This window comes from Bacillus canaveralius, from assembly GCF_002860125.1.
Taxonomy (GTDB): domain Bacteria; phylum Bacillota; class Bacilli; order Bacillales; family Cytobacillaceae; genus Bacillus_BJ; species Bacillus_BJ canaveralius.
This window is the reverse complement of sequence record NZ_PGVA01000013.1, coordinates 17028-42662: the sequence shown is the minus strand read 5'-3', so window position 1 is coordinate 42662 and position 25635 is coordinate 17028. Positions and strand designations below refer to the sequence as shown.

The window sequence follows — 25635 nt, the reverse complement described above, 5'->3', positions numbered from 1 at the left end:
AACAGCAATTAAAGAAAAAGGAATTCCCCTATTATAGAAGAATTTCAAAATTCTACGGCAAAATTTAAATAGTTTACAAATTTTTCAACCTTTTGTATACCGGCATACTCTGTCTTTAATTTATAATCATCCATGTTAAATAGGCGGGGAGAAAAAAACAAATGGAAAACTTTACAATGATAAAATAATCAGTTATACTGATTATCATAACAAGTGATTATTTGAGGGGGTGTAAAAAATAAGTATCATCCTGGAGTCGTATGGATTTTTAGCGGGAAAAGTAGTTCAACTATTAGAATTAGACTTTATTGACAAGCTGAAGACTTACGAAATTAATGCAAGGCAATATGGAGTACTGATCAAAGTAAACGAAATGCCTAACTCTTCCCAGAAAGAAATTGCCGAAGAACTAAAAATAGACCGAACCACTATGGTAGACCATGTTGACCATCTAGAATCGCTAAAATATATAGCTAGAGTGAAAAATCCAGAAGATAGGAGGTCCTACTGCCTGAGTATTACTGAAAAAGGGAAACAGACTTTGGACAAATGTTGGGAAATTTTGCAGCAATCAGAACAGAATGTTTTAGCAGCACTCGATAATGAAGAAAAAGCTCTATTTAAACGGTACTTAAAAAAGATTCTAAAAGGGGTAGTGTAAAAAATGAATCAAATAGATTATTTCAAAAGCCGTGTACAATCTACGTTTAGCCCAATGGATTATATGATGTCAATTCAAGCAAATCCTGACGCATATTTACTTATTGATGTGAGAAACGGAGATCCATCTTTAAAACTTCTATCCGGAACAGAAGTTGTTACGAAAATTCAAAAGCAAATGGATTATCCATACTATAAAGCTGGAAGTATCAGCTGAATGGACATTAAAGAAAAGGCGCTATTTCTAGCGCCTTAATAGGAAACTGCTATGGTTGAATGTATTCAATAAAGCCATAAAACCATTAAAAAATTATTTTTATCTCATAATTTAGCCTTGATATGCATGCGATTTTTTACCAAAAGGAGTGGCGAGATTTTGGAAAAACAAGATACAAAGAAAGAAATAATGTCCTGGATAAAGTCGCTGTTGTTTGCGTTCTTAATTGCCTTCATTTGCAGACATTTTTTATTCTCACCTGTAACGGTTTTTGGGGAGTCTATGCGGCCTACTTTTGAGGACCGGAACAAGGTGATCGTCAGCAAAATCAGTCACATTGACCACTTTGATAATATAGTTTTCAATGCACCAGATGCAAATGAAAAATATATTAAGAGGGTGATCGGGCTTCCTGGGGACACGATCGAAGTAAAAGACGATGTTTTATATATTAACGAAACAGCTGTTTCGGAACCGTACCTCGAAAAAGCCAAACAAACTATGTTGCCTAATCAAAAGCTGACAGAAGATTTTACATTACAAGAATATACTGGAAAAACAAAGGTGCCAAAAGGCTATCTGTTTGTCATGGGAGACAATCGCTCAGTTAGCAAGGATAGTCGGAGATTCGGATTCATTTCATATGAATCTGTCATCGGGGAAGTTAAGTTTCGGTATTTTCCTCTAAAATAACGATACTACCGAAGCATAGCATGAAAATCAATGTTCGGGCTGCCAATTTGGCAGTTTTTTTGTTTCTGAAAGATTGAAACCAAACGGGGTTCAGTTGACCACGTTCTGAAAAAACTAAATATTCCTTCTATCACAATATATGTTTCATTTTTCACTAAAGTAGGGAAAAGCAATGAAACAGAGAGAAAGGGGTATTTAAGAATGTCTGGAATATTGCTTGCATTAATTGCGGCTGTTAGTTGGGGAAGCATTGTATTGGTTAGCAACAAATTAGGCGGCGATGAAAATAGCCAAACAATTGGTACAACATTGGGGGCTTTGCTCTTTTCTATTTTCATATTTATTTTTGTACAACCGGATCTATCACTCCTTGTTTGTAGTGTCGGATTCATTTCAGGATTATTCTGGTCCATCTACTATTGTTTTGTATATAGGATGAAAAAAAGTGCATCTTTTATAGAAGATGTACTTTTTGTAAGTCCAGTTTAAAACGACTAGCATTTCCTTTTATATGATATTTGTCATGCTTTGTACATGACAGTTATGACTGCAAAGAACAGTTTAATACCTTTATAATGTGATTATCTATTGTGGAAGGGAAATAACGAAAATGACAAAACAAAAACAACTCACTTTAAGAAAACAAGTTGCCCCATATGAGAAATCTAATTTGAGAGACAGTATATGGCAGCTTATCAATACGTTTGCGCCTTTTTTTCTGCTATGGTTCCTTGCATATCAGAGCCTGTCCATTTCTTATTTCCTATCTCTAGGATTGTCAGTAATTGCCGCCGGATTTTTAGTGCGGATGTTTATTATATTTCATGATTGTTGTCATCACTCTTTCTTTAAAAATCGGCGCGCTAACAAGATTCTTGGCACAATCACAGGAATTTTGACATTATTTCCATACAGTCAATGGCAGCACGACCATTCCGTCCATCACGCAACAAGCAGCAACCTCGATAAACGCGGTACCGGGGATATATGGGTGCTCACGGTCGATGAATACTTGCAAGCTCCTTTTTGGAGCCGTATAGCTTACCGGTTATATAGGAATCCATTTGTCATGTTCGGCTTAGGACCCATCTATGCCTTCCTCATAAAGAACAGGTTCAACAGAAAAGGTGCAAGGTTGAAAGAACGCTTGAACACTTATATTACAAATCTTTCCGTACTTGCTTTGGCCGGCCTGCTTTGCTGGACACTCGGCTGGGAGTCTTTCCTGCTCATACAGGGTCCAATTTTCTTTATTTCAGGATCTCTCGGAATTTGGCTGTTTTACGTGCAACATACATTTGAAGATTCTTATTTCGAGGAAGACAAAGACTGGGAATATGTGAAAGCAGCCGTTGAAGGGAGTTCTTTTTATAGGCTGCCGAAGCTTCTGCAATGGCTGACAGGTAACATCGGATATCATCATGTTCACCATTTAAGCCCGAGGGTACCGAACTATAAACTTGAAGCGGTGCACGAAAACACTGCCCCGTTGCAGAACGTGCCGACGATCACTTTGGCTACGAGTCTGAGTTCATTGAAATTCCGCTTATGGGACGAACAAAACAAACAATTTGTAGGGTTTAAGCACATCAAATCGCTATCTAAATTCAATGGTGCTGAATCCAATTAAGACTTGGCTGTACAAATGGTGCACTAAACATATATCATAATAGAAAGGGCTTAAAACTTTTCATTTGGATAAGTTAACAAGCCCTTTTTTAGTATCAAAATGTCGGAAAAGTAGGTTCAGTCATGAAAAATAAGTATAAGATCTTCCAAAAAACCAATGGCATTTCCCCTTATTTTTGGGCCGTTCTTAGCATATTGCCGTTTTATTTTATTTTCCAATCATCGTCGACGACCGAAATTATTGTTGGGATTTTGTTGACGATTTTATTCTTTATCACCTTTCGTATTGCTTTTATTTCGAAGGGATGGTCCGTTTATTTATGGTCATGTATCTTGATCGGTATTTCCGTTTCATCAACATACCTTTTTAATTATGTCTATTTTTCTTTTTACATTGCGTATTTTATAGGCAATATAAAAACGCGTGGGGCTTTTATCGCGATCTACATTATCCATTTAGTCAGCTATACCGTTGCGATAAACTCTAAATTTGTCCTGCAGGAGCAGTTGTTTGTACAGCAATTGCCATTTGTGATTATCATTTGGATTAGTGTGATCCTTCTCCCATTCAGTCTTTATAATCGAAAAGAGCGGGGACAGCTTGAAGAAAAACTTGAAGATGCCAATAAACGGATTGCCGAATTAGGAAAAATTGAAGAGCGGCAGCGAATTGCCCGTGACCTTCATGATACGCTGGGACAAAGGCTCTCACTGATTGGCCTTAAGAGCGATTTGGCGCGCAAACTAATTCATAAAGACCCTGAACAAGCCCGGAATGAATTAAAGGACATTCAACAAACCGCCAGAACGGCGTTGAATGAAGTAAGGAAGATGGTCTCGGAAATGCGCGGTATAAGATTGAATGAGGAAATAACCCGCGTCAAACAAATACTAAAAGCAGCGCAAATTAATATTGTATGCGAAGAAGATTTCGCGCTTACGAATGTTTCGCTGCTGACTGAGAATATGTTAAGCATGTGTTTGAAAGAAGCAATCAACAATGTTGTTAAACATAGCGGCGCTTCAAATTGTTATATTTCGATTGAACAATCATTAAATGAGATCGTCATGAAAGTGCGGGATGATGGCATTGGCGATATGAGCGAAGCGGCCTTTTCAAAAGGGTATGGGCTGATTGGCATGAGAGAAAGATTGGAATTTGTAAATGGAAGCCTTGAAATTTTCACACAGGACGGAACAACTCTTATCATAAAGGTACCAAATGTTGTTAAGCGGATAGAAAAGGAGGAGCTTGGATGATTCAAATTGTCATTGCCGAAGATCAGCGCATGGTATTGGGCGCTTTAGGATTGTTGCTTAATTTGGAAGATGATATGGAAGTGGTCGGCAAGGCCGGTAATGGAAAAGAAGCCCTGACTCTTGTGCAGCAATACGAACCGGATGTCTGCATTATGGATATTGAAATGCCAGAAATGAGCGGGCTTGAGGCAGCTGAACAGCTAAAAGGAACAGGCGTCAAAGTGATCATTCTTACAACATTTGCCCGCACTGGCTATTTCCAACGGGCGTTGAAAGCGGGGGTTAGCGCCTATTTATTAAAAGACAGCCCGAGCGAGGAATTGGCGAGCTCAATCCGCAGTGTGATGGCTGGAAGGCGCGTTTATGCCCCGGAGCTGATGGATGATGTATATAGTGAGGAAAACCCTCTTACCGAGCGGGAGAAGGAAGTTCTCGAACTCGTCGCAGATGGGAAAAATACGAAAGAAATCGCTGATCAGCTCAGCATTAAAGCAGGAACCGTCCGAAACTATATTTCAACGATTTTAGAAAAACTGGAAGTAACGAATCGAATCGAAGCCATTTCGCAGTCAAAAGAAAAGGGCTGGTTTAAATAAATTTGCGATGGCTGATCCGCATGTGCTTTCCTGTTTCGCGGATATATTAATTTTTTCGCGGATAAAATGCTCACTTTCGCGGATATATAGATTTTTTCGCGGATAAACGGTCCAAAACCGCGGATAAAAAGTATAAAACCGCGGATAAAATAATTTGCGAAACAGGGAGACCCCCGTGGAAGGACAATCAAACGTTCATTGTCCACCATGAAAAAACATCTTCACTGAATGCGGACATACGAAACATTATTTGTTGAAAAACTGCGGAATAAAATAAGAAATTATTGCGTTTAAATCATTAAAGCGCACAAAGCTCATCACCTAAAATGGCAATGAGCTTCTTTTAGATTCATCTTTGCTTCGAAGTAAATGATTTTGAGAAAAAAAGCTAAATTCCTAAATTACGCTCCTCAAAAATTTGTTTTGCGACAAAGATTGCATTGAGCACACGTGGAAATCCAGTATAAGGAGCACAGTGCATAATCGCTTCTACTATCGCATCAGGCGAAAGGCCAACATTGAGTGCAGCATTGATATGGACATTAAGTTGTGGTTCGCAGCCGCCCTGGGTAGTGAGTGATGCGATTGTAACCAGTTGACGTTGTTGCACATCCAGTCCTTCCCGTGAATAAATATCACCAAAGGCAAATTCAACAACATATTGACCAAGATCAGGAGCAATATCTTTTAGCGATTCTATTACACGTTTTCCCCCTTCCCCGTCTATTTCCATAAGCTTCTGCCAACCACGCTCATAACGTTCATTAATCATTTCTTTTTCCTCCTCGCAGTAAAAATCCTGGGTAGAACGGCGCCCCTCTATTTGTCCAGCACCAATTCATGATTAATGCTACACTTTAGAGTGCACTCTAAAGCAATACCTTTTTTCATCTGCTATAATCAATACATGGAAAAATCATTTACGATTCAGCAAGTTTCAATGATCACCGGGCTAAGTGGACATACGTTACGGTATTATGAAAAAATTGGGCTGCTTAAGGGAGTAGATCGAAATGAACATGGATATCGCCAGTATTCGGAAACTGATATATCGTGGATTCATTTTTTAATCCGTTTGCGAATCACAGGGATGACAGTTAACGACATGAAAAGTTTTTCAGACCTGCGAAGTCAGGGAGAATCTACAATAACGGCAAGACGAGAATTGTTGGAGCTCCATCAAAGAAAAGTTTTGGATGAAATGAAAGCACTGGCGGAAAACCTTGAGAAGATAGAAGAAAAGATCGGGCATTACAAGAAACTGGAGGGACAAAATTAAAGCTGAGGAAAACTATGAAATGTTAAAAAGGAGTCAATCACGTAATTCATTCGGGATTGAAGCCTTTTTTCTTTTTTTTACTTATGAATGGGTATTATGGACTGTTTTTGTAATACTGAAAATATTTACATGAAACTCATTGCAGATTAAATAATAGTTGCTAGTTTAATAGAGAAAGATGATCTCATTATACTAGGAGGAGTACTGTGTCTAAACTGCGATTTTTATTCATTTGGGGTCTTGTTATCTCATTAATGGCGGGTACTGTATCACCGACTCTGGCGAATTCAGCTAAAAATGCTGAATGGTCCCCTGTTCTTGACAAGCGCCCTGCGCAATCTTCAAAACGAGATGAACCGCAAACAGTTATTGAAAACCCGGACAGTGCAACGCTTGTAACAAATAAGCATACAGAACGTATCGGAACGGGTGTTGAAATAACAACCTTTGAACGGTTTGATGCTCGCGGTTGGATCAATGGAGAAATGTTGAAAGTAGACCTGGGGAACAAAGCTGTAACCGCTGATCTTCTTCAACCGGGTGTAGTATCAAAAGCTGAGCGTTTATCGGAAACAGCCAGGCGCAATGGTGCAATAGCCGGCGTTAATGGTGACTTTTTTGATATTAACGGTACGAAAGCCCCGCTTGGTGCAGAAATTCAGAGTGGAAATCTTGTAAAAGGACCGGAACCAGGATGGCAGCAGGCAGCTGGAATCAATGCTGACGGAATTGGGCAGCTTGCACAAATTTTCCTCGAAGGTGTCATCACTTTTCATGGGAACGAGCATCCCCTCGCGTCATTAAACCAAAGCAGCATCCCGGCAAATGGTATTGGCCTGTATTCTTCGCTTTGGGGAGAAGCTTCCAGAAGCGGAGCAGTAAGCAATAGCGGGTCAGTACATGAAGTAATTGTTGAAAACGGTAAAGTGATTGACAGCCATGATCATATTGGGAGCGGCAAAATCACTGAAAACTCTTTTGTATTGGTAGGCCGTGAATCAGGCGCATCCATCTTAAAGCAGCTTAAATCAGGGGACGAGATATCGGTTCAATATTCTCCAAAGGTTCCAAATGGGAAACCATTCGAATTTGCGATTGGCGGAAATCCGATTCTTGTTAAAGAGGGACAAGTTCAATCCCTGGATGATAAAGTAACAGCTCCTCGTACGGCAGTAGGATACTCTGCTGACGGAAAACAGATGTATTTAGTAACAGTTGATGGCCGTCAAGCAAGCAGCCGTGGTATGACTCTGCGCGAAATGGGCGCACTTATGAAGGAGTTCGGAGCACATCATGCCCTTAATTTAGATGGTGGCGGCTCCACAACCATGGTGGCACGGACTCCCGGCAAAGACGATGCGGAAGTGGTCAATAGTCCTTCTGACGGAACGGAACGGGCAGTACCTAATGGAATTGGTATCTTTACAGCGAAGGGCAATGGCATCTTGACAGGCTTTAAAGTGTTTACGCAATCAAACTTGGAAAATTCCAATCGTGTATTTCCCGGATTGACGCGGAATTTTTCTGCTGCTGGTTTCGATAATGCTTACGATCCTGTTGAAACTGGACAAATAAAGTGGGATACCAAACCCGGTTCCGTTGGAAAGTTTGAAAAAGACGGGATTTTCCGTGCCAAAAAGCCAGGTAAAGCGGATGTAGAAGCTCAAGCCACAGGCATAAAAGGAACAAGTCCAGTTTATGTGCTAAGTGAACTGGAACGAATAGAAGCAAATATTCCAAGACTTGGACTTGCAGAAGGGGCGACTGGCCAATTTTCGATCATTGGATATGACAAGAATGGCTACTCAGCACCTATTGAACCTCAAGATGTTAGCCTGGATTACGACCAATCAATCATTGATATTCAAATGACGGCGGAAGGCACGTTTTCCGTCAGTACAAAGGTTAATGAAGGATCTTCCCTGGTGACCCTTACAGTAAATGAAAAAAAGGCATATCTTCCTGTCACAGTCGGATTAAAAACAGAGTACGTCTCGAAAATGGAAGATTTGTCAGAATGGCGCTTTTCCTCCGCCCGCGGAACGGGAACGATTGAAAAAGGGGAGGGCTTAAGCGGGAGCGGAATCAAAGTTAATTTTGACTTTGCGAAATCAACGGGAACGCGGACGGCTAATTTTCATCCGGTTAAACCGATTATCCTTCCGGGTGAGCCGCAATCGATCAGTATGTGGGTCAAAGGTGACGGAAAAGGGGAATGGATGTCATTTACGACGCGCGGCGCTGATGGAAGCAATCATTACCTTTACGGCCCGTATGTCACATGGACAGGTTGGAAACAAATTGAAATTCCAGTGCCTGCAGGTGTTTCTTATCCGCTTGAGTTAAGAACGATTGGCGCCATTGAAACAAACAAGGCGAAACAATACACCGGTCAGCTCGTCTATGATGATTTGGCAGTCAAAGTGAGTCCGACTGTTGAGGTGCCAGTAGTTTCGGAAAAAGCGGATCCTCTTGTGCTGCAAAACGCAAATCTTGCGGAGGATCGCTGGAAGTTTGCTGTAATGGCTGACAGCCAATTTGTCGGGAAGTCACCCGACAGTCAGCAAGTACGGCTCGCCAGGGAAAGTTTACAGCAAATAATTAAGGAAAAACCTGAATTTTTAATCATTGGCGGTGACCTCGTTGATACTGCCTACCCTGAGGACTTTGCGCTTGCTAAGAGGATATTGGAAGAAGAAGTCGGCGATCAGCTGCCAATTTATTATGTTCCCGGAAATCATGAAATAATGGGTACCGGCAATTTGGACAACTTTTTGCAAACTTTTAAAGAAAATAGGTTCACTTTTGAACATAAGGGTACGCAATTTGTTCTCCTGGATTCAGCAACCGGAAGCTTCCGTACCTCCGATTTCAACCAATTAATAGAATTAAAAAGAACATTGGAGACTGCAGCGAGTGATCCAAATATTAAGAATCTCGTCGTTTTCGGGCATCATCCAACCCGGGATCCACTATCGACGAAAAACAGTCAATTAACTGACCGAAAAGAAGCAGAACTGATTGAAACCTGGTTGACGAAATTTAGAGAAGAGTCGAATGGAAAAGGGGCTCTTTATATATCCGGTCACGCCCATAATGTAAATGTAGAGCGAGTGGACGGAGTTCCTTATATGGTTGTTGGCCCTGCCGGAAAAGCACCATACGGTTCGGCTGATAAAGGCGGGTTTTATGCATGGACGATGTTTGGCATCGACCCGACACCTGTTCCTTCAAAAGCAAGAGGACCGGAAAAATCGAGTGAACAGAGTCCGATTCATGACACAGAATGGGTACGTGCCAAGGTAAATCCACTGCTTGAAGGTGTAACAATGGAGGCGCCAGAATCGGTTACGACCGGTGAGACAGTCGAAGTAAAGGCTACCGGACATCAAGCAGGAAGCTTGAATTTTCCGCTCCGATACCCGGCAAGTGTCAATTGGACCGGAAGCGAAAATGTCTTTATTGGTACAGGTGAAGCCCTGATTAAGGCCAAAGAATCAAAGAAATACATTGCTGTTTTTGACACTGCAACCGGACAACTGACTGGATTGGAAAAAGGCCAGATTATATTAAAGGTAGAAGCAAATGGCGTAATAGCCGAAAAATCGATTACTATTTCCTAATTAAAGGGGGGCAGGCTCATGAAAAACTGAGTTGCCCCCTTTTAAAGTGTATTCCCGTGTTCATAAATTAATTGGCATCAAAAAGATTGTATGAACCAACTCTCCAGATATATCATCAAGTTCGACTGTTTTATCATCAACTTTGCAGATATATCATCAAGTTCGACCGTTTTATCGTCAACTTTCAGATATATCATCAAGTTCGACCGTTTTATCGTCAACTTTGCAGATATATCGTCAAGTTCGGCCAATTTATCATCAACTTTTCAGACATATCGTCAACTTCGCCATTTTTGGGCCTTATCTCTGCCATTTTATTATGCTAACTTATAAAGAGAGAGTAATACATAGTTATATGATCTAAGTCGTTATGCTTATGAATATATGACACAAGGAGAAAAGAAAGTGGACAAAAAAGGGCAATTAAAAGTTTTGAATCTATTGGATTTGGTCAAAGACCAACGTGATTATGCGAATTTCATTGTCAGTGAAATAAATGATCACGCTCTGAGAATTGCAGTAATTGACGGAGAATATCACTGGCATAAACATGAAGACTGCGATGAATTATTCTATGTTTTAGAAGGTGAACTTTTTATAGATCTAGAAGGCGGTGAGACAGTTTCATTGAAGCCCGGCGAAATGTTCACTGTTCCAGCCAATAAAATGCATCGTACCCGATCCAATGAACGCACAGTTAACTTGTGCTTTGAGAAAACAAGCAATAACATCACCGGAAGCAGCAAATAGTACTGTTTTTCGAAAAAATTACAGCTATTTAAAGGAGTCATAACAGATGATTCTTGTCAGTTCTTGTCTTGCAGGTTTGAAATGCCGTTACAATGGGACCGACAGTCTTGAAAAGAAGATTCAGGAATTGGTCGACCAGGATAAAGCAGTGATGGTTTGCCCTGAACTTTTAGGAGGCTTTTCAACTCCGAGGGAGCCGGCAGAGATTATTGGTGGAACGGGAAAAGAAGTGTTAGCTGGTACAGCAAGGGTTGTTGAGAGATCGGGCGAAGATGTGACAGATCTTTATATTAAAGGGGCCTATCAAACTTTGGAATTAGCAAAAAAGTTAAATGCGACTTACATCGTTTTAAAAGAATTCAGCCCTTCCTGCGGATCGCAAATAATCTATGATGGCAGCTTCCGGAACAAGAAAACTTCCGGTGAAGGTGTTACCACAGCATTGCTTAAACAGGAAGGATTTAAAGTGATTTCAGAACGTGAACTTTTAGATGTATGTTAAATGAATGCATGCGAAATTGGGATTTTGATATGAACGGAGGAATTTGCCATGGAACGAATTGATGAAATTCACCCGGGAATTGCTGTTATTATTTTGGATGAAGAGAATCGGGTTTTGTTGCAAAAACGTGCTGATGTAGGGCTTTGGGGGATTCCGTCCGGACATGTGGAGCCAGGTGAAACAGTAACTGAAGCTGCTGTGCGGGAAGTCCAGGAAGAAACCAACTTACAAATCAGCATCAAAAAATTAATTGGCGTTTATTCTGACCCTGCTTCTCAAGTATTTCAATATCCAGATGGAAAAAACGTCCATTTTGTGACCACCTGTTTTCTCGCTGAGATTGTCGGTGGTAAACTGCAGTGTAATTCTCCAGAATCTTTGGCTGTGCAGTTTTTTCATAAAGATGCTTTGCCAGCCGATTTAATAAAAATGCATCCTCGTTGGCTCGATGACGCACTTGCTAATGTAGAATCTTCATTCATTCGTTAAGTCTTTCACAAGTCGATTTTCCCATTGTTAATTCCCGGAGCATATTTAAGACATAAAAAAGGCCGATCACCGTGCAATGACGGGGATCGGCTTTTCTTTTATTAAATTAGTCAGTATCGGTTTGATTAGAAGCAGTGTTCGCTAGCTTAAGGAATACATCATTAATATTTTTCATGCGGTCTTCGACTTTTTTGGCTGCCGCATCAAGAGTGTATCCTTCTTCAATTAATTCCTGGATTAAGAGGATTTTTTTTATGTTTAAGTAATTATATCTCCGGGTTGTTCCTTCGCCTTCATTTTCAGACTCAATAAGTCCTTTTTTCCCCAGTAGCGGATTTTTCGCGATACAAGGGTTAGTCGCAGCAACGTTTGCTCCAGCTGCGTTAGTATACGTAGTGGAAATGTTCCCGGTTGAAAGGAGAGTAACGGTACCAACATTGATCATGCTTGTTGGCCAATTGGGTGGGCAGGCAAGCGGAATTGCTGTCACACTTTACACGTTTATTTTATTTATCGGTGCAACTCTGGGGCCGATCATTGCCGTTTCCTTATTAAAAACAGGCAGCTATCTTTTAACATTTGAATCACTGGCATTACTCCTTGGTATCGGGCTCCTTGTATCACTTGCGATTAGACCTGAAAAGGTTTGAGAGGAAAGTATTTGATAAAAAAATCAGTAATGATGTTATAAGCATGAGTAATACAGTAACTAATATCAAAGCCGGGAGGAGCAGCCTCATCCCGGCTTTGATAAGACAGCATAAAGATTCATTTCACCATTGTTAATGATAATATTTATGTAGCGTAAACTATTTCTTAATCTATTATTATTTGTGTGTGAGTGAATTTTTCGTAAAGGGGAGCCTAACCATGATGTTAGAACAAATTAAGAGGGTACCTAATTTAAAACCTGAGTTGAAAAATAGTTTAATACCAGTATTATTTGTTCTATTATGGAGCAGCGGAGCAATATTCGTTGAACTTGGTTTGCATGATTCAACCCCTTTCGCTTTTGTATCACTTCGTTTTGTTTTATCGATGCTGATCATGTGGCTAATCTGTTTATTGATAAAATCTCCCATCCCAAAAAGTTTTGCGGAATGGCGAAATATATTGATTACGGGCTTGTTTTTACAAGCGGGATACCAGGTCTTTTTCTTTCTGGCGCTAGCGTACGAAGTTTCCCCGGGAATCTTATCTATCATACTTGGGGCACAGCCAATTTTAACTACTATTGCAACCAGGCAAAAAACAAGTTTCGGCAAATGGGCAGGGTTAATATTGGGGATAGCTGGCTTGGTTTTAGTTGTCGGTGATAGTATTTTCGCCGGAACTCTTTCAGTTTTAGGAATAAGCAGTACGCTTCTATCGCTTGCTTTTATTACTGCCGGGACCATTTTGCAGAAGCGCGTCACAGTAAGCATGCCAACTAATTTGGCGATTCAATATACAGGAGGATCCGTCGTATTACTCCTGTTAACGCCGATTTTCGAGTCGTCGTCCGTCAACTGGACAATAACGTTCTGGATTGCCCTTGCATGGATGGTGTTGGTTATCTCAATCGGTGCTTCGATGCTCCTGTTCTATTTGATTCGGATCGGCAATCTTACAAATGTAACAAGTTTACTGTATTGTGTACCGCCAGTAACTGCTTTGCTGGATTACTTCATCTTTGGACATACGCTGAGCATCATCGCTATTTTAGGTATGCTGCTGATTATCGCGGGGCTAATTTTGATAAATAGAAAAGGGCTAACCTAGATGTTAATTTGAAATGCGCGTTCTTATATTTTTAATAGAGCGAGAATAGAAGATTTTTTATCATATTTTGGCGAAATTTCGGTATTGAATTAAAATCTACACAAAATAAATATCGCTGCTCTGCCACCAGCAACAGTTTTGTAAACAAGGGTTTTATGTCGGTTTCTGAATTTTTTTGCGAAAAATGTTATAATACAAATAACAATTTATGACTGACATTCCATTGAAAGAACTAAATAATAGTTGGGAACGTTGAATTTTATGCCTGCAAATGGATTTGAGTTAAAAACTCCTGTTGCGAATGTTAAAGTGCGAAAGACAAAAGGGTTATTAAACAAAAGGAACAAAAGAGTTAGTCAGACATTCACCAGAAACAAGGTAATGTTAAATGAGATCAAGACTATTAACAGGAATTCTCAGAACGGACAAATAAATAAGAAGGGGGGCAATGATCCGTTGTCAAATAGACCTGTTTTTGATATAGAATACGGGATGAGACAGGTAAAAGGTACATTATCAATTGAAGGATTTAATTTAGAACAGAGAGAAGAAGAATTAATAAAGGCGAAAGTTTTAGGGATCCTCTCAGAAGAAGAATTTCTAAGAAAGGTTCTAGAACTTGCAAATGAGTGATCCATATCTATATCCTGGAACAGCAATTCTAAAAAATAAGTTGAATATTAGAGAACTAGATAAACTCAATAACGTAGAACGTATCCTTACTGGACGCAGACTCTTAGAACTTATGGAAAAACCTATTACAGGCAATTTCGATTTAGGTCATTTACAAGCCATTCACAAGCATATATTTCAAGATCTTTTCGATTGGGATGGTCAAATTAGAACTGTTGATATATCCAAAGGTAATTTTTTTGCACGGCATAGTGTAATAAGTACGTATTTTAAAGAGAGCGTGACGGCTCCCTTAAGGGCAGAAGGTTATTTGAAAAACGAAAAGAATAAAGAACAATTGTCAGTTAGATTAGCATACTATTTCGATCATGTAAATGCAGCTCATCCATTTAGGGAAGGAAACGGACGAACGCAACGAGAGTTTTTCAGAACTCTGGCTCTGATGAATGGATTCAAATTGGAATGGACAGTAGTGAGTGAAGAAGAGATGATACAAGGCTCCATTAAATCGCTAGTTCATTGTGATTTAATCGAAATTGAAAAATTAATGCTAAAAGCAATTCAAAATGATACTCCTGATATGCATTTAATTCATTATTATAAGTCATTAAAGTCGAGAAACTGAAAAGCTGGTTCAATTTTCTGGGAAATACTAATTGAATCAGCTTTTGTTATTTGATGGAGTAAAGTCTTAGCGTTAAGTTGTGAACCTTGATTGCGAAATTAAATTGGCTTGGAAGGACTTCTGTTCCACTAATTCGGAGCGTGAAGCTCATTTTGTCCCTACCGTAATTTCCGGATCGTAAAATTGTCTTCAAGAAGCAGCCAATTTTGCGGGAACGGATAGCCAAGTACCCAGTAGCTGATTCCGGGCAAGCGATAGTCTTTGACTGTATCAAATTTTGCCTGGGCGCTGCGGGCATCCTCGAACCAGACTTCGTGGCCGCGGCCCTGGGCGTCGGTGTAGCGGAAAAATGGTGACTGAGCGACAGGATCGTATTGAATGGTGGCTCCGTATTGAATCGCTCGACGGACGGCTTCCTGCGGGCTGAAGGTTTCTGCTTCTTGTCCCTGGACATGGGGAAGAACCCAGTCGCGCGCGTAAATTTGAAAGCCAAAGAAAATCTTGTTTCTTGGAATGACGGACACAGCATAATCGAGAACCCGCTTTATTTGGTTGAGCGGCGAAATCGCCTGTGGCGGCCCCAACCTGTAGCCCCATTCATAAGTCATCAATATCACAAAATCAACGATTCGGCCATGTGCAGGATAATCATGTGCTTCATACAACAAGCCTTGTTGTTCACCGCTCGTTTTTGGAGCAACCGCTGTTGAAACAAGGTATCCTTCAGGATGCAGGCGGTCAACCGTACGCTGTAAAAATTGATTGTATAACTCACGGTCAGCCGGATAAACGTTTTCAAAATCAACGTTTAGTGCCCGGTATCCTTTTTCTCTCATTATGTTTAAAATATTGGTTAATAAACGGTCCTGGATTTCGGTGTTTGATAGGATGGTGTGCGCGAGCCGGGATCCCGGATCTGTCGCCGTGAAGTTGGTGATGCAGAGCATCGGAACAACCCGTTCAGCCACAGCAGCCTGAATAATCGGCACATCATTAATGGCATCCAATCCGCCGTCTTCCCGCATTCTATAAGCAAAAGGCGTCCAATAAGTTAAATATCGGCCTACCTCGCGAACTTCCCTGGCTCCTGTTTCTCCTGTATTGATCGTATAAGCGTTGACGTCAATGACAGGCTTTCTAAAAGGGATCGTTAAAACAGTTCCAGGGAATATCGCATTCGGATCTTGAATTTGATTTGCCCTGATGATCTCTTGAACCGTCGTCCCATATCGCTGTGCAATTTGCCATAAGGTTTCTCCGCGTTGGACAGTATGTGTTCTTGCCGGTATGACTAACACCATTCCCGGGCTGATTCGTGAGGGATCACTAATCCGGTTTGCCTGGACAATCGCCTGAACCGTCGTTCCGTATCTTTGCGCGATCATCCACAATGTCTCACCGGACCGGACCACATGCGACCGGTAAGCAACAGGAATGACAAGCGCGAGCCCGACCACCAATCTGTCCGGATTTTCCAACTGATTTGCTGATACAATTTGACTAATCGCGACACCATACCGCCGGGAAATCGCCCACAATGTTTCCCCCCGTTGTACCACATGAATAACCATTAGCTTTCCCCCCTTAAAATAGATCTCTCTCCCCCACTATATTCCTGGAGATAGGATAATATAATATATAGCGGTCGCTGATGGCGAAAACTTTCGATAAAAAAGAGTAAAGCCGGTAGGCAGAAACCGCTGATAAAATTAGAGTTAATCTTCCAATCGTTTTCGAAATATATGTCATTAAGACTTAATGCATTATTAACATAAATTTACGTTATCTTAAATAATGATTAACACAATGGCAGTATAGTTATAACTGTTGGTTTTATTAATTTAATTAGGGGGGTTTTATAATTGTTTAAAGGCAAATTCACAAAAAAGATTCTCCCGATTGCTGTTCTTTCTACAGTGGCAATTGGAAGCTTAATCGGAACAGTTTCTCATACAGATGTACAAGCTGATGGAAATTATAACAGGGCAAAAGCCAAAAACGTTATTTTCCTGATCGGGGACGGGATGGGAGTATCTTATACTTCTGCTCACCGCTATTTAAAAGATGATCCAAATACACCTGTTGCCGAAAAAACAGAATTTGATAAATACCTTGTAGGGCAGCAAATGACTTATCCTGAAGACCACGCTCAAAACGTAACTGATTCCGCTTCGGCAGCGACTGCGATGTCAGCCGGTGTCAAAACTTACAATGCAGCGATCGCGGTTGATAACGACAAATCTGAAGTGAAAACAGTGTTGGAAGCAGCAAAAGAAACAGGTAAGGCAACAGGTCTTGTTGCTACGTCCGAAATTACCCATGCAACACCTGCATCATTCGGTGCTCACGATGAAAATCGTAAAAATATGAATGCTATTGCCGACGACTATTATAATGAATTAGTTAATGGGAAACATAAAATAGATGTTCTCCTTGGCGGCGGCACTTCAAACTTTGTACGTCCTGACCGTAATCTGACTGAAGAATTCAAAAAAGACGGCTTCAGCTATGTTACCAACAAAGAGCAGCTTTTAGCAGATAAAAACGCACAAATTCTCGGATTATTTGCTCCTGGCGGCCTTCCAAAAATGATTGACCGTACAGAAGAAATACCATCACTTGAAGATATGACGAAATCAGCAATTGATCGCTTAAGCAAAGATAAAGACGGTTTCTTCTTAATGATCGAAGGAAGCCAGATTGACTGGGCAGGGCATGACAATGATATCGTTAGTGCCATGAGTGAAATGGAGGACTTTGAAAAAGCTTATAAAGCAGCAATTGAGTTTGCGAAAAAGGACAAGAACACTTTAGTTGTGGCAACTGCTGACCATTCAACTGGCGGTTATTCCATTGGTGCAGATGGAATTTATAACTGGTTCGGCGAACCGATCAGAGCTGCGAAAAAAACACCTGATTTTATGGCGACCGAAATTGCTAATGGTGCCGATGTAGAGCAAACACTGAAAACTCATATCGACCAAAATCTAGTAGCATTAACACCAGAAGAAATTCAATCTGTAAAAGATGCTGCAGCGACTAAGAAAGTTATTCCTATTGACGATGCCATCGAAAAAATCTTTAACAAACGTTCTCATACAGGCTGGACAACTGGCGGGCATACTGGTGAAGACGTTCCGGTTTATGCATTTGGTCCATACAAAGAGCGTTTTGCAGGGCAAGTCGATAACACAGACCATGCGAAAATTATCTTTGACATCTTAGGAAATAAAAATAAACATCACGATGATTAAGCCGAATACGATAAAAAAGTCCCGTTGCTTTAAATAGCAGCGGGTGCTTTTCTTAATAGTGAAATATTAGGGGGATTCCATTGAAAAAACTGTTTTTCGTCCTTATTTTATTATTCTCTCTTACTGGTTGTGCTCCAGAAGACAATACAGAGAATCAAGCTGCTGAAAACAAAACAGATAAAAGTGAACAAACAGAAAAAACCGCCCCAAAAACAAATGAGGATATCTACGTTCCCAATCCGCAAGTAACGGATGATATTAATCTTGTAACAGTGGGGGAAACAATTACAGACGCAAAAGGCGAACTTACTTTAAAAGCTTATGATCAAGTTAATGAGACTGTTAAAATTGGCCCTGTTGAAATGGTCATTAAAGATATAAAAGTGTTGCACTTCGTTCCCGATTACAGCATGATCGATTTTTTCCATGCTTATACCCATGAAGAAGAGTTTGATTTTGTAAAGGTCGCCGTTGAAGTGAAAAATACATCGAATCATGCGGTGAAATTTAATCCGATTGCCGCTCTTGAGATGAACAGCGGCGAACACAAAACTTATGAAGATGATATTTACCTCGAAGAATTAACCGGTGAGATTGAAAGTAACGGCGTCAAGAAAGGAAATATGGGTTTCATTCTTCAAGAAACTGATGATATTCAATCGGTTGAACTGTTAACAAGCGATGCCGTGGATAAATCCGACAAGATTATCGAAAAAGGGAAAAATATTAAATTGGATTTATGATCTGCAAAAAAAGCTGTCTGAAACAGGCAGCTTTTTTTGCGCATCTAGGGAGAATAATCGTTTCGCTTAATTAAATCGCATTTTCGCTTAATTCTCGATTTTTTCGCTTAATTCCTGGGGAGTTTCGCTTAATTCCCTCCATTTTCCGCTTAAATAATTTTATAAGATATCTCAGCTAGTGATTTTTGGAAATAAATAGATTTAATTGTAATTATTTAGGATATTAAAATCGCTTAACCGACTGATTTGATCATATTTCTTCTCGAGAGAGCGATTTTTTTAATGAGAAGAAAACTTTTATGTTGGTTTCTCATTTATCCTTCAGTGATTCATTCCAATATTGGTATTTTAAGATTCTCTTTGTAATTCTTCATCTCCACTATTATCCGTATCACTAAACTTATCCAGCATGGTTATAGCATCCACTAAATGATTGTTAAAAATTTGCCGTGCAACAGAAAGAAGCTCAACAATCATTGGGTCACGGAGTGAATAGATTACACGGTTGCCATCCTTAGTACCCACTACAATATTTTTCCCGCGCAAAATGGTTAGTTGTTGTGAAACGGCAGAGCCTTCACTTCCAACAAGGCTTTGAATTTCATTAACGCTTCTGTCTCCTTCTGACAACAACTCAAGAATTCTTATCCTCAGGGGATGGGCAAGTGCTTTAAAAAATTCCGCTTTAAATCGTTGCATTTCTAGATTCAATTTTTTATTCCCCTCTTCAATAAATTAAGTGGTAAAGACTTCCTTTCTTTCCTTGACTTGTTGTTTAGCGCCTGATAAGGAAGCACATTCCCTAAAAGCGAAATGTCTGCAACCCAGGCATTTATTTTGATTTAATTGTTTAATAGCATAATTGATTGCTTCACCTGTGTGCTCAAAAAAATGTTCTTCTCCAATTGAATCGTATAAGCCAGTTTTGATTAGCAAATTTTTAGGCTGTGGTCTTATTCCGGATATTAAAACGATGCCGTGCTTTGAAACATTCTTAACGATGCTTGAGAAGTAAGATTCGCCAGTGGTATCCATAAATGGAACTTTTCCCATTCTTAAAAGTAAGACCGTTGGCTTCATATTTATTGAACTCATAATGGTCTGTTCAAATGTTTGGGCTGCACCGAAAAATAGCGGACCTTCTACATTATAAATGCTAAATTGTGGACAATCGTGTGTATTCGTAACAACTTGGCTTTCTACTTTTTCGTGTTTATGGCTGGGATTGGGCAATGCCTTTGCAGTTACCATTATATCACTCATTCGTTTCGCAAACATAATGACTGCTAAAACAAGCCCTACTTCTACCGCAACTGTTAAATTAAGAAAAACGGTTAATAAGAATGTTACAACTAAGATAAGTGAATCTGTTGTTTTAGTTTTCAATACATTATAAAAAACGTGTCTCTCACTCATATTCCAAGCAACTATCATTAAGATTGGCGCCATACTTGCCAATGGAATTTTTGAGGCGTAAGGAGCAAAAAGCAATAACACCAAGAGTACAACTATACCGTGTATTACTCCAGATAATGGAGATGCAGCTCCATTTTTTATATTTGTAGCAGTTCGTGCTATAGCACCTGTTGCTGGAATACCACTGAACAACGGGGTTATCATGTTCGCTATACCTTGACCTATTAGTTCCTTATTACTGTTATGCTTGCTATCTGTCATGCCATCTGCCACTACTGCCGACAACAGGGATTCTATTGCACCCAGTATTGCTATAACAAAAGCTGGTTGAATCAATTGCTGAATACGTTCAAACGTTATTTCAGGTACATGAAATTGTGGCAGATTGTTTGGAATCTCGCCAAATGCTGAACCGATGGTTGCTATGTGATCAGGGTAAAGAAAAGTTGCAACCAATGTTGAAAAAATAATGCCGATAAGAGGTCCAGGTATGTTCGGAAATATTTTAGGCGTTAATAAAACAGATATTAAACAAATGACAGCTGTTATCACACTGTAGACGCTGATGCTCTGAATATGTATGATGATCTCGTTCAAATTACTAAGAAACGATTCGTGTTTCTCTACGCCAATAAGTCCAAGGAAATTTGGAATTTGACCAACAAATATGATGATGGCAATACCCGAAGTAAAGCCGACCGTTACGGGTTTTGGAATGAATTTAATTAATGATCCTAGCCTTAAAATTCCCATTAAGATAAGAATAACTCCTGCCAAGAACCCAGCAAGCAATAAATTTTCAAACCCATATGTTGTAACAACTCCGAATAAGATCGGAATAAATGCCCCTGTTGGTCCTCCTATCTGATATCTTGATCCTCCAAATAAGGATATTAATATACCTGCAACAATAGTGGTGTATATACCGAATTCAGGTTTAACCCCCGACGCAATAGCAAACGCCATCCCCAGCGGTATAGAGATAACACCAACTACAAGCCCGGATACAAGATCCTTCTGAAAAGAGTGAACAGAGTATTCCATATATCTTCCGCTTAAAAGCCACTTCTGCAGCACAAAAACACTTCCCTGTTACCATATTTGTATATCTGAATATTTGAATATACGATAACTTGAATTTATACCCCATCAATATTTATGTCAACTGTTAATAAGTTAGAATGTGCAAAAATGGGAAAGTAACAAAAGTCTTAATCTTACGTTTAGAATTAGCGAAATATGGAACTCTAAGGGTAAGACTACTTAAGGAGGAACTTGTTGATGGATGATAAAAAAAATAAAATAAAATATGATGATCAGGGAAATGTGATTGCGAATAGACCAAATGCCAAGGAGGCAGAGCTAGACACAAAACAGGGGATCATGGAAGAAAAGAACCCTGATGACTTTGACATTTATGAATAGAGGTTCGCTGGTGAAAAAAGGGGACGATAGCACAGGCTGCTACCGTTCCCTTTGTATGTTCTCATGATTGTTTCGTAATTTTAGAAGGATTATTAATTTTATAACGTATATCTTTGTTCAGTTTTTTATCGACGATCTTTGCATTAAACGTGATAGAGTCACCTGTTTCCAGCTCCGATTTTTTCAATGTATTACTGTAGCCGCACCATGCCTCACCGATTTCCAACGCATTATCCCCAACGATTTTAACCTTCTCTAATACTAAAATTTCATCTTCGCTCTCAGTGAAGTGGTTGTACTTGGTGGTAAACTCTTTTACGACCGCTTCAAAGGACACTTTATCAGCTGGTAGATCCAAAACTGCCTTTTGCTTTTTTTCCTTAGCGTCTTTTTTGTTGTTAGCTTTTTTACTGTTGCTTTGTTGTGCGTCCCCTGAGATTGGAACCTCCACAGCAGGTGGTACAGCTGCCCCTGAAACAGGCACCTCGTTTGCGGTTGGTTCTGCCTCTGAATTGAATACAGAGTCCTTTCCAAAAGAAGGGCTTTGCATTTCTTTCAAATAAGCGGGATGCACGCAATGTAGGGCACCATTGGCAAACGAGACGATCGCAGTTTCATGAGATCCGTTGGTGTCATACCCCTCAATGATCACCTTGTAAGTCGCGTTTTCTCGCTTGTATAGAAACTCATGCTTGGCCGATTTAGCGGAAGCCGAGATAAGGCCCCAAGCTTTCGTTTTCGAGATATATTCATCTTCACTGTTGAATGCAGTGTAATCGCCTTTTGGCGGGATCGTAGTAAACATACATGGACTCCTCCGTTATTTCTTTTACTTTAATTGTACTAGAAAATGTGTGAAAGAAAAAATGGTGAGCGGAATTGTCGGTTCTGCAAAAATGGTTCCGGACTTTCGCGGATATATTTGAAGTTTCGCGGATATATGAGATTTTTCGCGGATAAAGTGAGCTAAATCGCGGATATATTTAATTTTTCGCGGATAAAGTAAGCAAAATCGCGGATAACCGATTTCCGCAAATGGCACAAGCTGTAAACCTGCTACTATATTGGCTGCAGTTGTGAGAAAATGCGGATCTTCCCGGGATGGATGGATTATAGTTTCATTAAAAATGATAAAATTAATACATACTGTTGCCTTTTTAAGAGGGAATAGAAGGTTTTTATACTGATCGCAGTCAGATTAGTTAGACATCGCACACAGTTTGCAAGACGTATATTCCAATTGTCTTCTGCACCTCCTGTATAGGAAGAATTAGGACAGAGAAGATTTTATAGCCTATATGCCAAGAAACTATATGAGCATTCCATTAATGAGAGCGCATATGATTTTCAAATGATTTGACCGTTTTCATGCTAAATTAACGTCTATATTTACGAGGAGGTGAACAGGTGGACCTTTCAGACGAGGAACTTGTAAAAATGTCTGCGCAAGGCAGCTATGATGCTTACGCAGAGTTGGTAAACCGGTATTCAAACTTGGTTTATTCAATCGCTTTAAATAAGATTAGGGACTTTCAGCATTCAGAAGATATCTCCCAGGAAGTATTCGTCAAAGCATGGTCAAAGATCGCTGATATGAACGAAGGAGACAAATTCTCTGCGTGGATTTCTGCGATAACGAGAAACCAATGTATTGATTGGTTTAGGAAAAATTCCAAGGAAGAAGTAGTGTATTCAGAAAATCATAATGACGTCTCAACCGAGTTCATTAAGCAACACGAAATAAAGATCACAATATGGGATGCTCTTAATCGGCTGGATGAAAAATACCGTCTGGTCACTATTTTGTATTTTATAACCGGATTCAGAGGGAAGGAAATTAGTGAACAGCTAAATTTAACCTTGAGCGCTGTGGAGAGCAGGCTAAGAAGGGCGAAAGAAAAACTTAAAGAGGAGCTGTTCGATCTTATGGCTGAAACATTTAGCGAACATAAAGTGGGCAAGGAATTCGAGGAAGAAGTTATGTGGCGAATTATCCCCAGAATTGCGACAATCGAAATACCTGTATCTAATGTAAAAACGTCAATAGACTGGTACAACAAAATTTTAGGAACGAAAATGATCTCTGAAACTGATAATACGGCTATGCTGCGCCTTCAAGGCGGTAACAGAGTAGGGGTTCCCACCATTTATCTTGTGCAAACCGCTGATTCCAGCCGGCTGTCATTTAAGAACACGAACACCAATATCACTCATAGTATTATTGATTTTTTTATTCACGACCTGAACAGATTCCACACTTTCTTAACGGAGCAGGGTGTTACCGTAACCGGTATTAACTATATTCCGGGAATGCCGGGCTTCGGAGGTTTTGGCTTCCTCGATCCTGATGGTAATTCACTATCTGCCTGTAATGTAACCTTTTCTGGCCAGGAATGAGATGTTATGTGTGCAAATGAGCTGCAAACAGGCAGCTCATTTTTTCATACAAGAGTAGAAGCGGTTTTAAGCATTCTGATATGTGTTAAAAGTTTTCCGCGTCAACTCTACAAAAGCCGAAATCGGGGGTGTGATCCATTTATCTTTATGCCAGGCTATTTGCGTAAAAATTGGCGCTGTTGAGGTATTCCAAGCCAGTTTTTCCAATCGTCCCATTTTAAGATCTGCTTCTACTGCCATTGCCGGCAATAAGGCAATGCCAAGCCCGGCGATGACACATTGTTTGATCGCTTCGATGCTGACAAATTCGAACTTAGTTAACGGGAAAACTCCAGCTGAACGGAAATTTTCTTCCAAAATGGTGCGATATGAGCATCCGGTTTCCATAAGCAAAAGTGTTTCGTGTTCAAGGTCTTTAGCATAAACTTCCACTTTAGCAAGCAGAGGATGATCGGAGGAGGCGACCATGTGAGCTGCTCCTGAATAAGTGGCTCAACTGTCAGGAAATCCCCGGGTTTCGGTTTGTCCATAATGAAGGCAATATCGAGCTTTCCCTTCAATAACTGCTGCCTTACCATTTCATCAGAATGGGCTGGTTTAAAAATGAGCTTCACTTTCGGAAACTGGGCCTTAAACTCTTTCAAGATCGGCGGGAGCCGGTAAGTGCACTGGCTTTCCTGTGCCCCAATCGTTAGCGTGCCTGCTGTTTTTTCCTCTCCGTTCACCGCCAGTTTTGCTTCCTTGGCTAGCATGATCATTTTATCAGCATACAATTTAAACTCGCGTCCGGCTTCGGTTAAAATCAGCCGTTTACCCAGGCGCTCAAACAAAGGTGTCCCAAGTTCGGCTTCGAGCGCTTTTATTTGCGCGGTTACGCTTGATTGAGCAAAATTCAGCATTTTCGCTGTCTGGGTAAAATTAAGAGTTTCTCCAGCTATTTTAAAAGTAATCAGTTGTTTAATCTCCACATTGTCACCTGCTTAAATCGCTATTCTCGATTGATACAATCGAAATAATCTGCTTTTTTGATTAATGGGTTTATTATAAGATATGAGTGACCCGGCAACAAGCTAATCGAATCGTACAGTCGAAAAAGGAGGAAGTGCCCGCATGACAATTGCAGTTATTTATGGAGGAACCCGAAAAAAATGGTAATACCGAGATTCTTACCGAGCAGGCAGTCCAGGGGTTAACCGTGGAAAAAATATTCCTGAAGGACAACGAAATCAGGCCAGTTGAAGATCTTCGCCATACGGAAGCGGGGTTTCAGGAAATAAATGACGATTACAACTCAATCATTGAGCGGATCTTGTTGCATGACATACTTATATTTTCGACTCCTATCTACTGGTATAGCATGTCGGGAATTATGAAAAACTTTATTGATCGCTGGTCACAAACATTGAGAGATGCTAACTATCCCGATTTTAAAAGCAGGATGACATCGAAAAAAGCGTATGTGATTGCGGTTGGCGGAGATGAGCCGCACCTCAAGGGCCTGCCGATGATCCAGCAATTTCAGTACATTTTTAATTTTATTGGTGTTCAATTTGAAGGCTATATACTTGGTAAATTAAACAAACCGGGCGATATTGATCAGGACAAGAACGCATTATTTGCCGCTGCTGAACTGAACAAGAAAATCACATCTTAACAACTTATCGATTACAAGGAGGATAAATA

At 40.1% G+C, this 25635-nt stretch carries 26 protein-coding genes and 2 pseudogenes; 21 read left to right on the top strand and 7 right to left on the bottom strand.

The window, feature by feature from the left end; translation table 11 throughout:
• Window positions 1-238: 238 nt before the first annotated feature.
• The 7 genes from CU635_RS06560 (at window position 239) to CU635_RS06530 (ending at window position 5055) form a co-directional block, all read left to right on the top strand.
• Window positions 239-661, top strand: a complete 423-nt coding sequence (locus CU635_RS06560) for a MarR family winged helix-turn-helix transcriptional regulator (RefSeq protein WP_101576376.1) — start codon at window positions 239-241, stop codon at window positions 659-661.
• A 3-nt stretch (window positions 662-664) separates the two neighbouring features.
• A complete protein-coding gene (locus CU635_RS06555; protein WP_101576375.1) occupies window positions 665-877 on the top strand; it encodes a hypothetical protein in 213 nt (70 codons plus the stop codon).
• A gap of 126 nt (window positions 878-1003) precedes the next feature.
• Window positions 1004-1570, top strand: a complete 567-nt coding sequence (gene lepB / locus CU635_RS06550; protein ID WP_101576374.1) for a signal peptidase I — start codon at window positions 1004-1006, stop codon at window positions 1568-1570.
• Window positions 1571-1771: 201 nt separating this feature from the next.
• On the top strand, window positions 1772-2059 hold the full coding sequence (locus CU635_RS06545; RefSeq protein WP_101576373.1) for a GRP family sugar transporter: 288 nt from the start codon (window positions 1772-1774) through the stop codon (window positions 2057-2059).
• A 121-nt stretch (window positions 2060-2180) separates the two neighbouring features.
• The gene (gene desA, locus CU635_RS06540) at window positions 2181-3200 is read left to right on the top strand and encodes a Delta(5) desaturase DesA (protein WP_101576372.1); all 1020 of its coding nucleotides are present in this window, start codon (window positions 2181-2183) and stop codon (window positions 3198-3200) included.
• A 122-nt stretch (window positions 3201-3322) separates the two neighbouring features.
• Window positions 3323-4459 carry a sensor histidine kinase gene (locus CU635_RS06535; RefSeq protein ID WP_101576371.1) on the top strand — a complete coding sequence of 379 codons (1137 nt, stop codon included), beginning with the start codon at window positions 3323-3325 and terminating at the stop codon, window positions 4457-4459.
• Window positions 4456-5055: a response regulator transcription factor gene (locus CU635_RS06530; protein WP_101576370.1), complete on the top strand. Its 600-nt coding sequence runs from the start codon at window positions 4456-4458 to the stop codon at window positions 5053-5055. The genes CU635_RS06535 and CU635_RS06530 overlap by 4 nt, the downstream gene beginning before the upstream one ends.
• A gap of 388 nt (window positions 5056-5443) precedes the next feature.
• Here CU635_RS06530 and CU635_RS06525 read toward each other — a convergent pair whose 3' ends face one another.
• Window positions 5444-5827 carry a carboxymuconolactone decarboxylase family protein gene (locus CU635_RS06525; RefSeq protein ID WP_180956478.1) on the bottom strand — a complete coding sequence of 128 codons (384 nt, stop codon included), beginning with the start codon at window positions 5825-5827 and terminating at the stop codon, window positions 5444-5446.
• A 135-nt stretch (window positions 5828-5962) separates the two neighbouring features.
• Between CU635_RS06525 and CU635_RS06520 the strand changes: the two genes are divergently transcribed.
• From CU635_RS06520 to CU635_RS06500, 5 genes are all read left to right on the top strand, one after another.
• Window positions 5963-6334: a MerR family transcriptional regulator gene (locus CU635_RS06520; protein WP_101576369.1), complete on the top strand. Its 372-nt coding sequence runs from the start codon at window positions 5963-5965 to the stop codon at window positions 6332-6334.
• Between the two features lie 206 nt (window positions 6335-6540).
• Window positions 6541-9957: a phosphodiester glycosidase family protein gene (locus CU635_RS06515; protein WP_101576368.1), complete on the top strand. Its 3417-nt coding sequence runs from the start codon at window positions 6541-6543 to the stop codon at window positions 9955-9957.
• 405 nt (window positions 9958-10362) lie between these two features.
• A complete protein-coding gene (locus CU635_RS06510; protein ID WP_245917354.1) occupies window positions 10363-10707 on the top strand; it encodes a cupin domain-containing protein in 345 nt (114 codons plus the stop codon).
• Window positions 10708-10753: 46 nt separating this feature from the next.
• Complete coding sequence (locus CU635_RS06505; RefSeq protein WP_101576366.1) at window positions 10754-11209, top strand: 2-thiouracil desulfurase family protein; 456 nt, start codon at window positions 10754-10756, stop codon at window positions 11207-11209.
• Between the two features lie 48 nt (window positions 11210-11257).
• A complete protein-coding gene (locus CU635_RS06500) occupies window positions 11258-11698 on the top strand; it encodes an NUDIX domain-containing protein (RefSeq protein ID WP_101576365.1) in 441 nt (146 codons plus the stop codon).
• Window positions 11699-11804: 106 nt separating this feature from the next.
• On the opposite strand, the gene CU635_RS06495 is transcribed toward CU635_RS06500, so the two are convergent.
• Complete coding sequence (locus CU635_RS06495) at window positions 11805-12143, bottom strand: MerR family transcriptional regulator (protein ID WP_219619909.1); 339 nt, start codon at window positions 12141-12143, stop codon at window positions 11805-11807.
• Here CU635_RS06495 and CU635_RS06490 point away from each other — a divergent pair.
• The 4 genes from CU635_RS06490 to CU635_RS06475 all read left to right on the top strand — a co-directional run bounded on the left by CU635_RS06490 (window position 12136) and on the right by CU635_RS06475 (window position 14717).
• Complete coding sequence (locus CU635_RS06490; RefSeq protein WP_101576364.1) at window positions 12136-12348, top strand: hypothetical protein; 213 nt, start codon at window positions 12136-12138, stop codon at window positions 12346-12348. The genes CU635_RS06495 and CU635_RS06490 overlap by 8 nt on opposite strands.
• A gap of 220 nt (window positions 12349-12568) precedes the next feature.
• Entirely contained in the window at window positions 12569-13459 is an 891-nt protein-coding gene (locus CU635_RS06485; protein WP_101576363.1) for a DMT family transporter, read from the top strand.
• 261 nt (window positions 13460-13720) lie between these two features.
• Window positions 13721-14092 carry a hypothetical protein gene (locus tag CU635_RS06480; RefSeq protein ID WP_101576362.1) on the top strand — a complete coding sequence of 124 codons (372 nt, stop codon included), beginning with the start codon at window positions 13721-13723 and terminating at the stop codon, window positions 14090-14092.
• Window positions 14085-14717, top strand: a complete 633-nt coding sequence (locus CU635_RS06475) for a Fic/DOC family protein (protein ID WP_101576361.1) — start codon at window positions 14085-14087, stop codon at window positions 14715-14717. Before CU635_RS06480 ends, CU635_RS06475 begins: the two co-directional genes overlap by 8 nt.
• Before the next feature lie 158 nt (window positions 14718-14875).
• Here the strand turns inward: CU635_RS06475 and CU635_RS06470 are convergent, their stop codons facing one another.
• Window positions 14876-16288, bottom strand: coding sequence for a glycoside hydrolase family 18 protein (locus CU635_RS06470; RefSeq protein WP_101576360.1), 1413 nt, complete (start codon window positions 16286-16288; stop codon window positions 14876-14878).
• A 291-nt stretch (window positions 16289-16579) separates the two neighbouring features.
• Between CU635_RS06470 and CU635_RS06465 the strand changes: the two genes are divergently transcribed.
• Window positions 16580-17971, top strand: a complete 1392-nt coding sequence (locus tag CU635_RS06465; RefSeq protein WP_101576359.1) for an alkaline phosphatase — start codon at window positions 16580-16582, stop codon at window positions 17969-17971.
• 80 nt (window positions 17972-18051) lie between these two features.
• The gene (locus tag CU635_RS06460) at window positions 18052-18714 is read left to right on the top strand and encodes a DUF4352 domain-containing protein (RefSeq protein WP_101576358.1); all 663 of its coding nucleotides are present in this window, start codon (window positions 18052-18054) and stop codon (window positions 18712-18714) included.
• Between the two features lie 348 nt (window positions 18715-19062).
• On the opposite strand, the gene CU635_RS06455 is transcribed toward CU635_RS06460, so the two are convergent.
• Both CU635_RS06455 and CU635_RS06450 read right to left on the bottom strand, forming a co-directional pair.
• Window positions 19063-19425 (bottom strand): ArsR/SmtB family transcription factor, encoded by a 363-nt coding sequence (locus tag CU635_RS06455; protein WP_101576357.1) that lies wholly within the window; start codon window positions 19423-19425, stop codon window positions 19063-19065.
• Window positions 19426-19449: 24 nt separating this feature from the next.
• On the bottom strand, window positions 19450-21174 hold the full coding sequence (locus CU635_RS06450; protein ID WP_101576428.1) for a SulP family inorganic anion transporter: 1725 nt from the start codon (window positions 21172-21174) through the stop codon (window positions 19450-19452).
• Between the two features lie 237 nt (window positions 21175-21411).
• On the opposite strand from CU635_RS06450, the gene CU635_RS23250 reads away from it, so the two are divergent.
• On the top strand, window positions 21412-21555 hold the full coding sequence (locus CU635_RS23250) for a hypothetical protein (RefSeq protein WP_180955543.1): 144 nt from the start codon (window positions 21412-21414) through the stop codon (window positions 21553-21555).
• A gap of 61 nt (window positions 21556-21616) precedes the next feature.
• Here the strand turns inward: CU635_RS23250 and CU635_RS06445 are convergent, their stop codons facing one another.
• Window positions 21617-22360, bottom strand: a complete 744-nt coding sequence (locus CU635_RS06445) for a hypothetical protein (RefSeq protein ID WP_101576356.1) — start codon at window positions 22358-22360, stop codon at window positions 21617-21619.
• Between the two features lie 602 nt (window positions 22361-22962).
• Between CU635_RS06445 and CU635_RS06435 the strand changes: the two genes are divergently transcribed.
• Window positions 22963-23952, top strand: a complete 990-nt coding sequence (locus CU635_RS06435) for a sigma-70 family RNA polymerase sigma factor (RefSeq protein WP_101576354.1) — start codon at window positions 22963-22965, stop codon at window positions 23950-23952.
• 66 nt (window positions 23953-24018) lie between these two features.
• On the opposite strand, the pseudogene CU635_RS06430 reads toward CU635_RS06435, so the two are convergent.
• Window positions 24019-24920 (bottom strand): annotated as a pseudogene (locus CU635_RS06430) (LysR family transcriptional regulator).
• A gap of 142 nt (window positions 24921-25062) precedes the next feature.
• Here CU635_RS06430 and CU635_RS06425 point away from each other — a divergent pair.
• A pseudogene (locus CU635_RS06425) lies at window positions 25063-25606 on the top strand (flavodoxin family protein).
• Window positions 25607-25635: the final 29 nt, after the last annotated feature.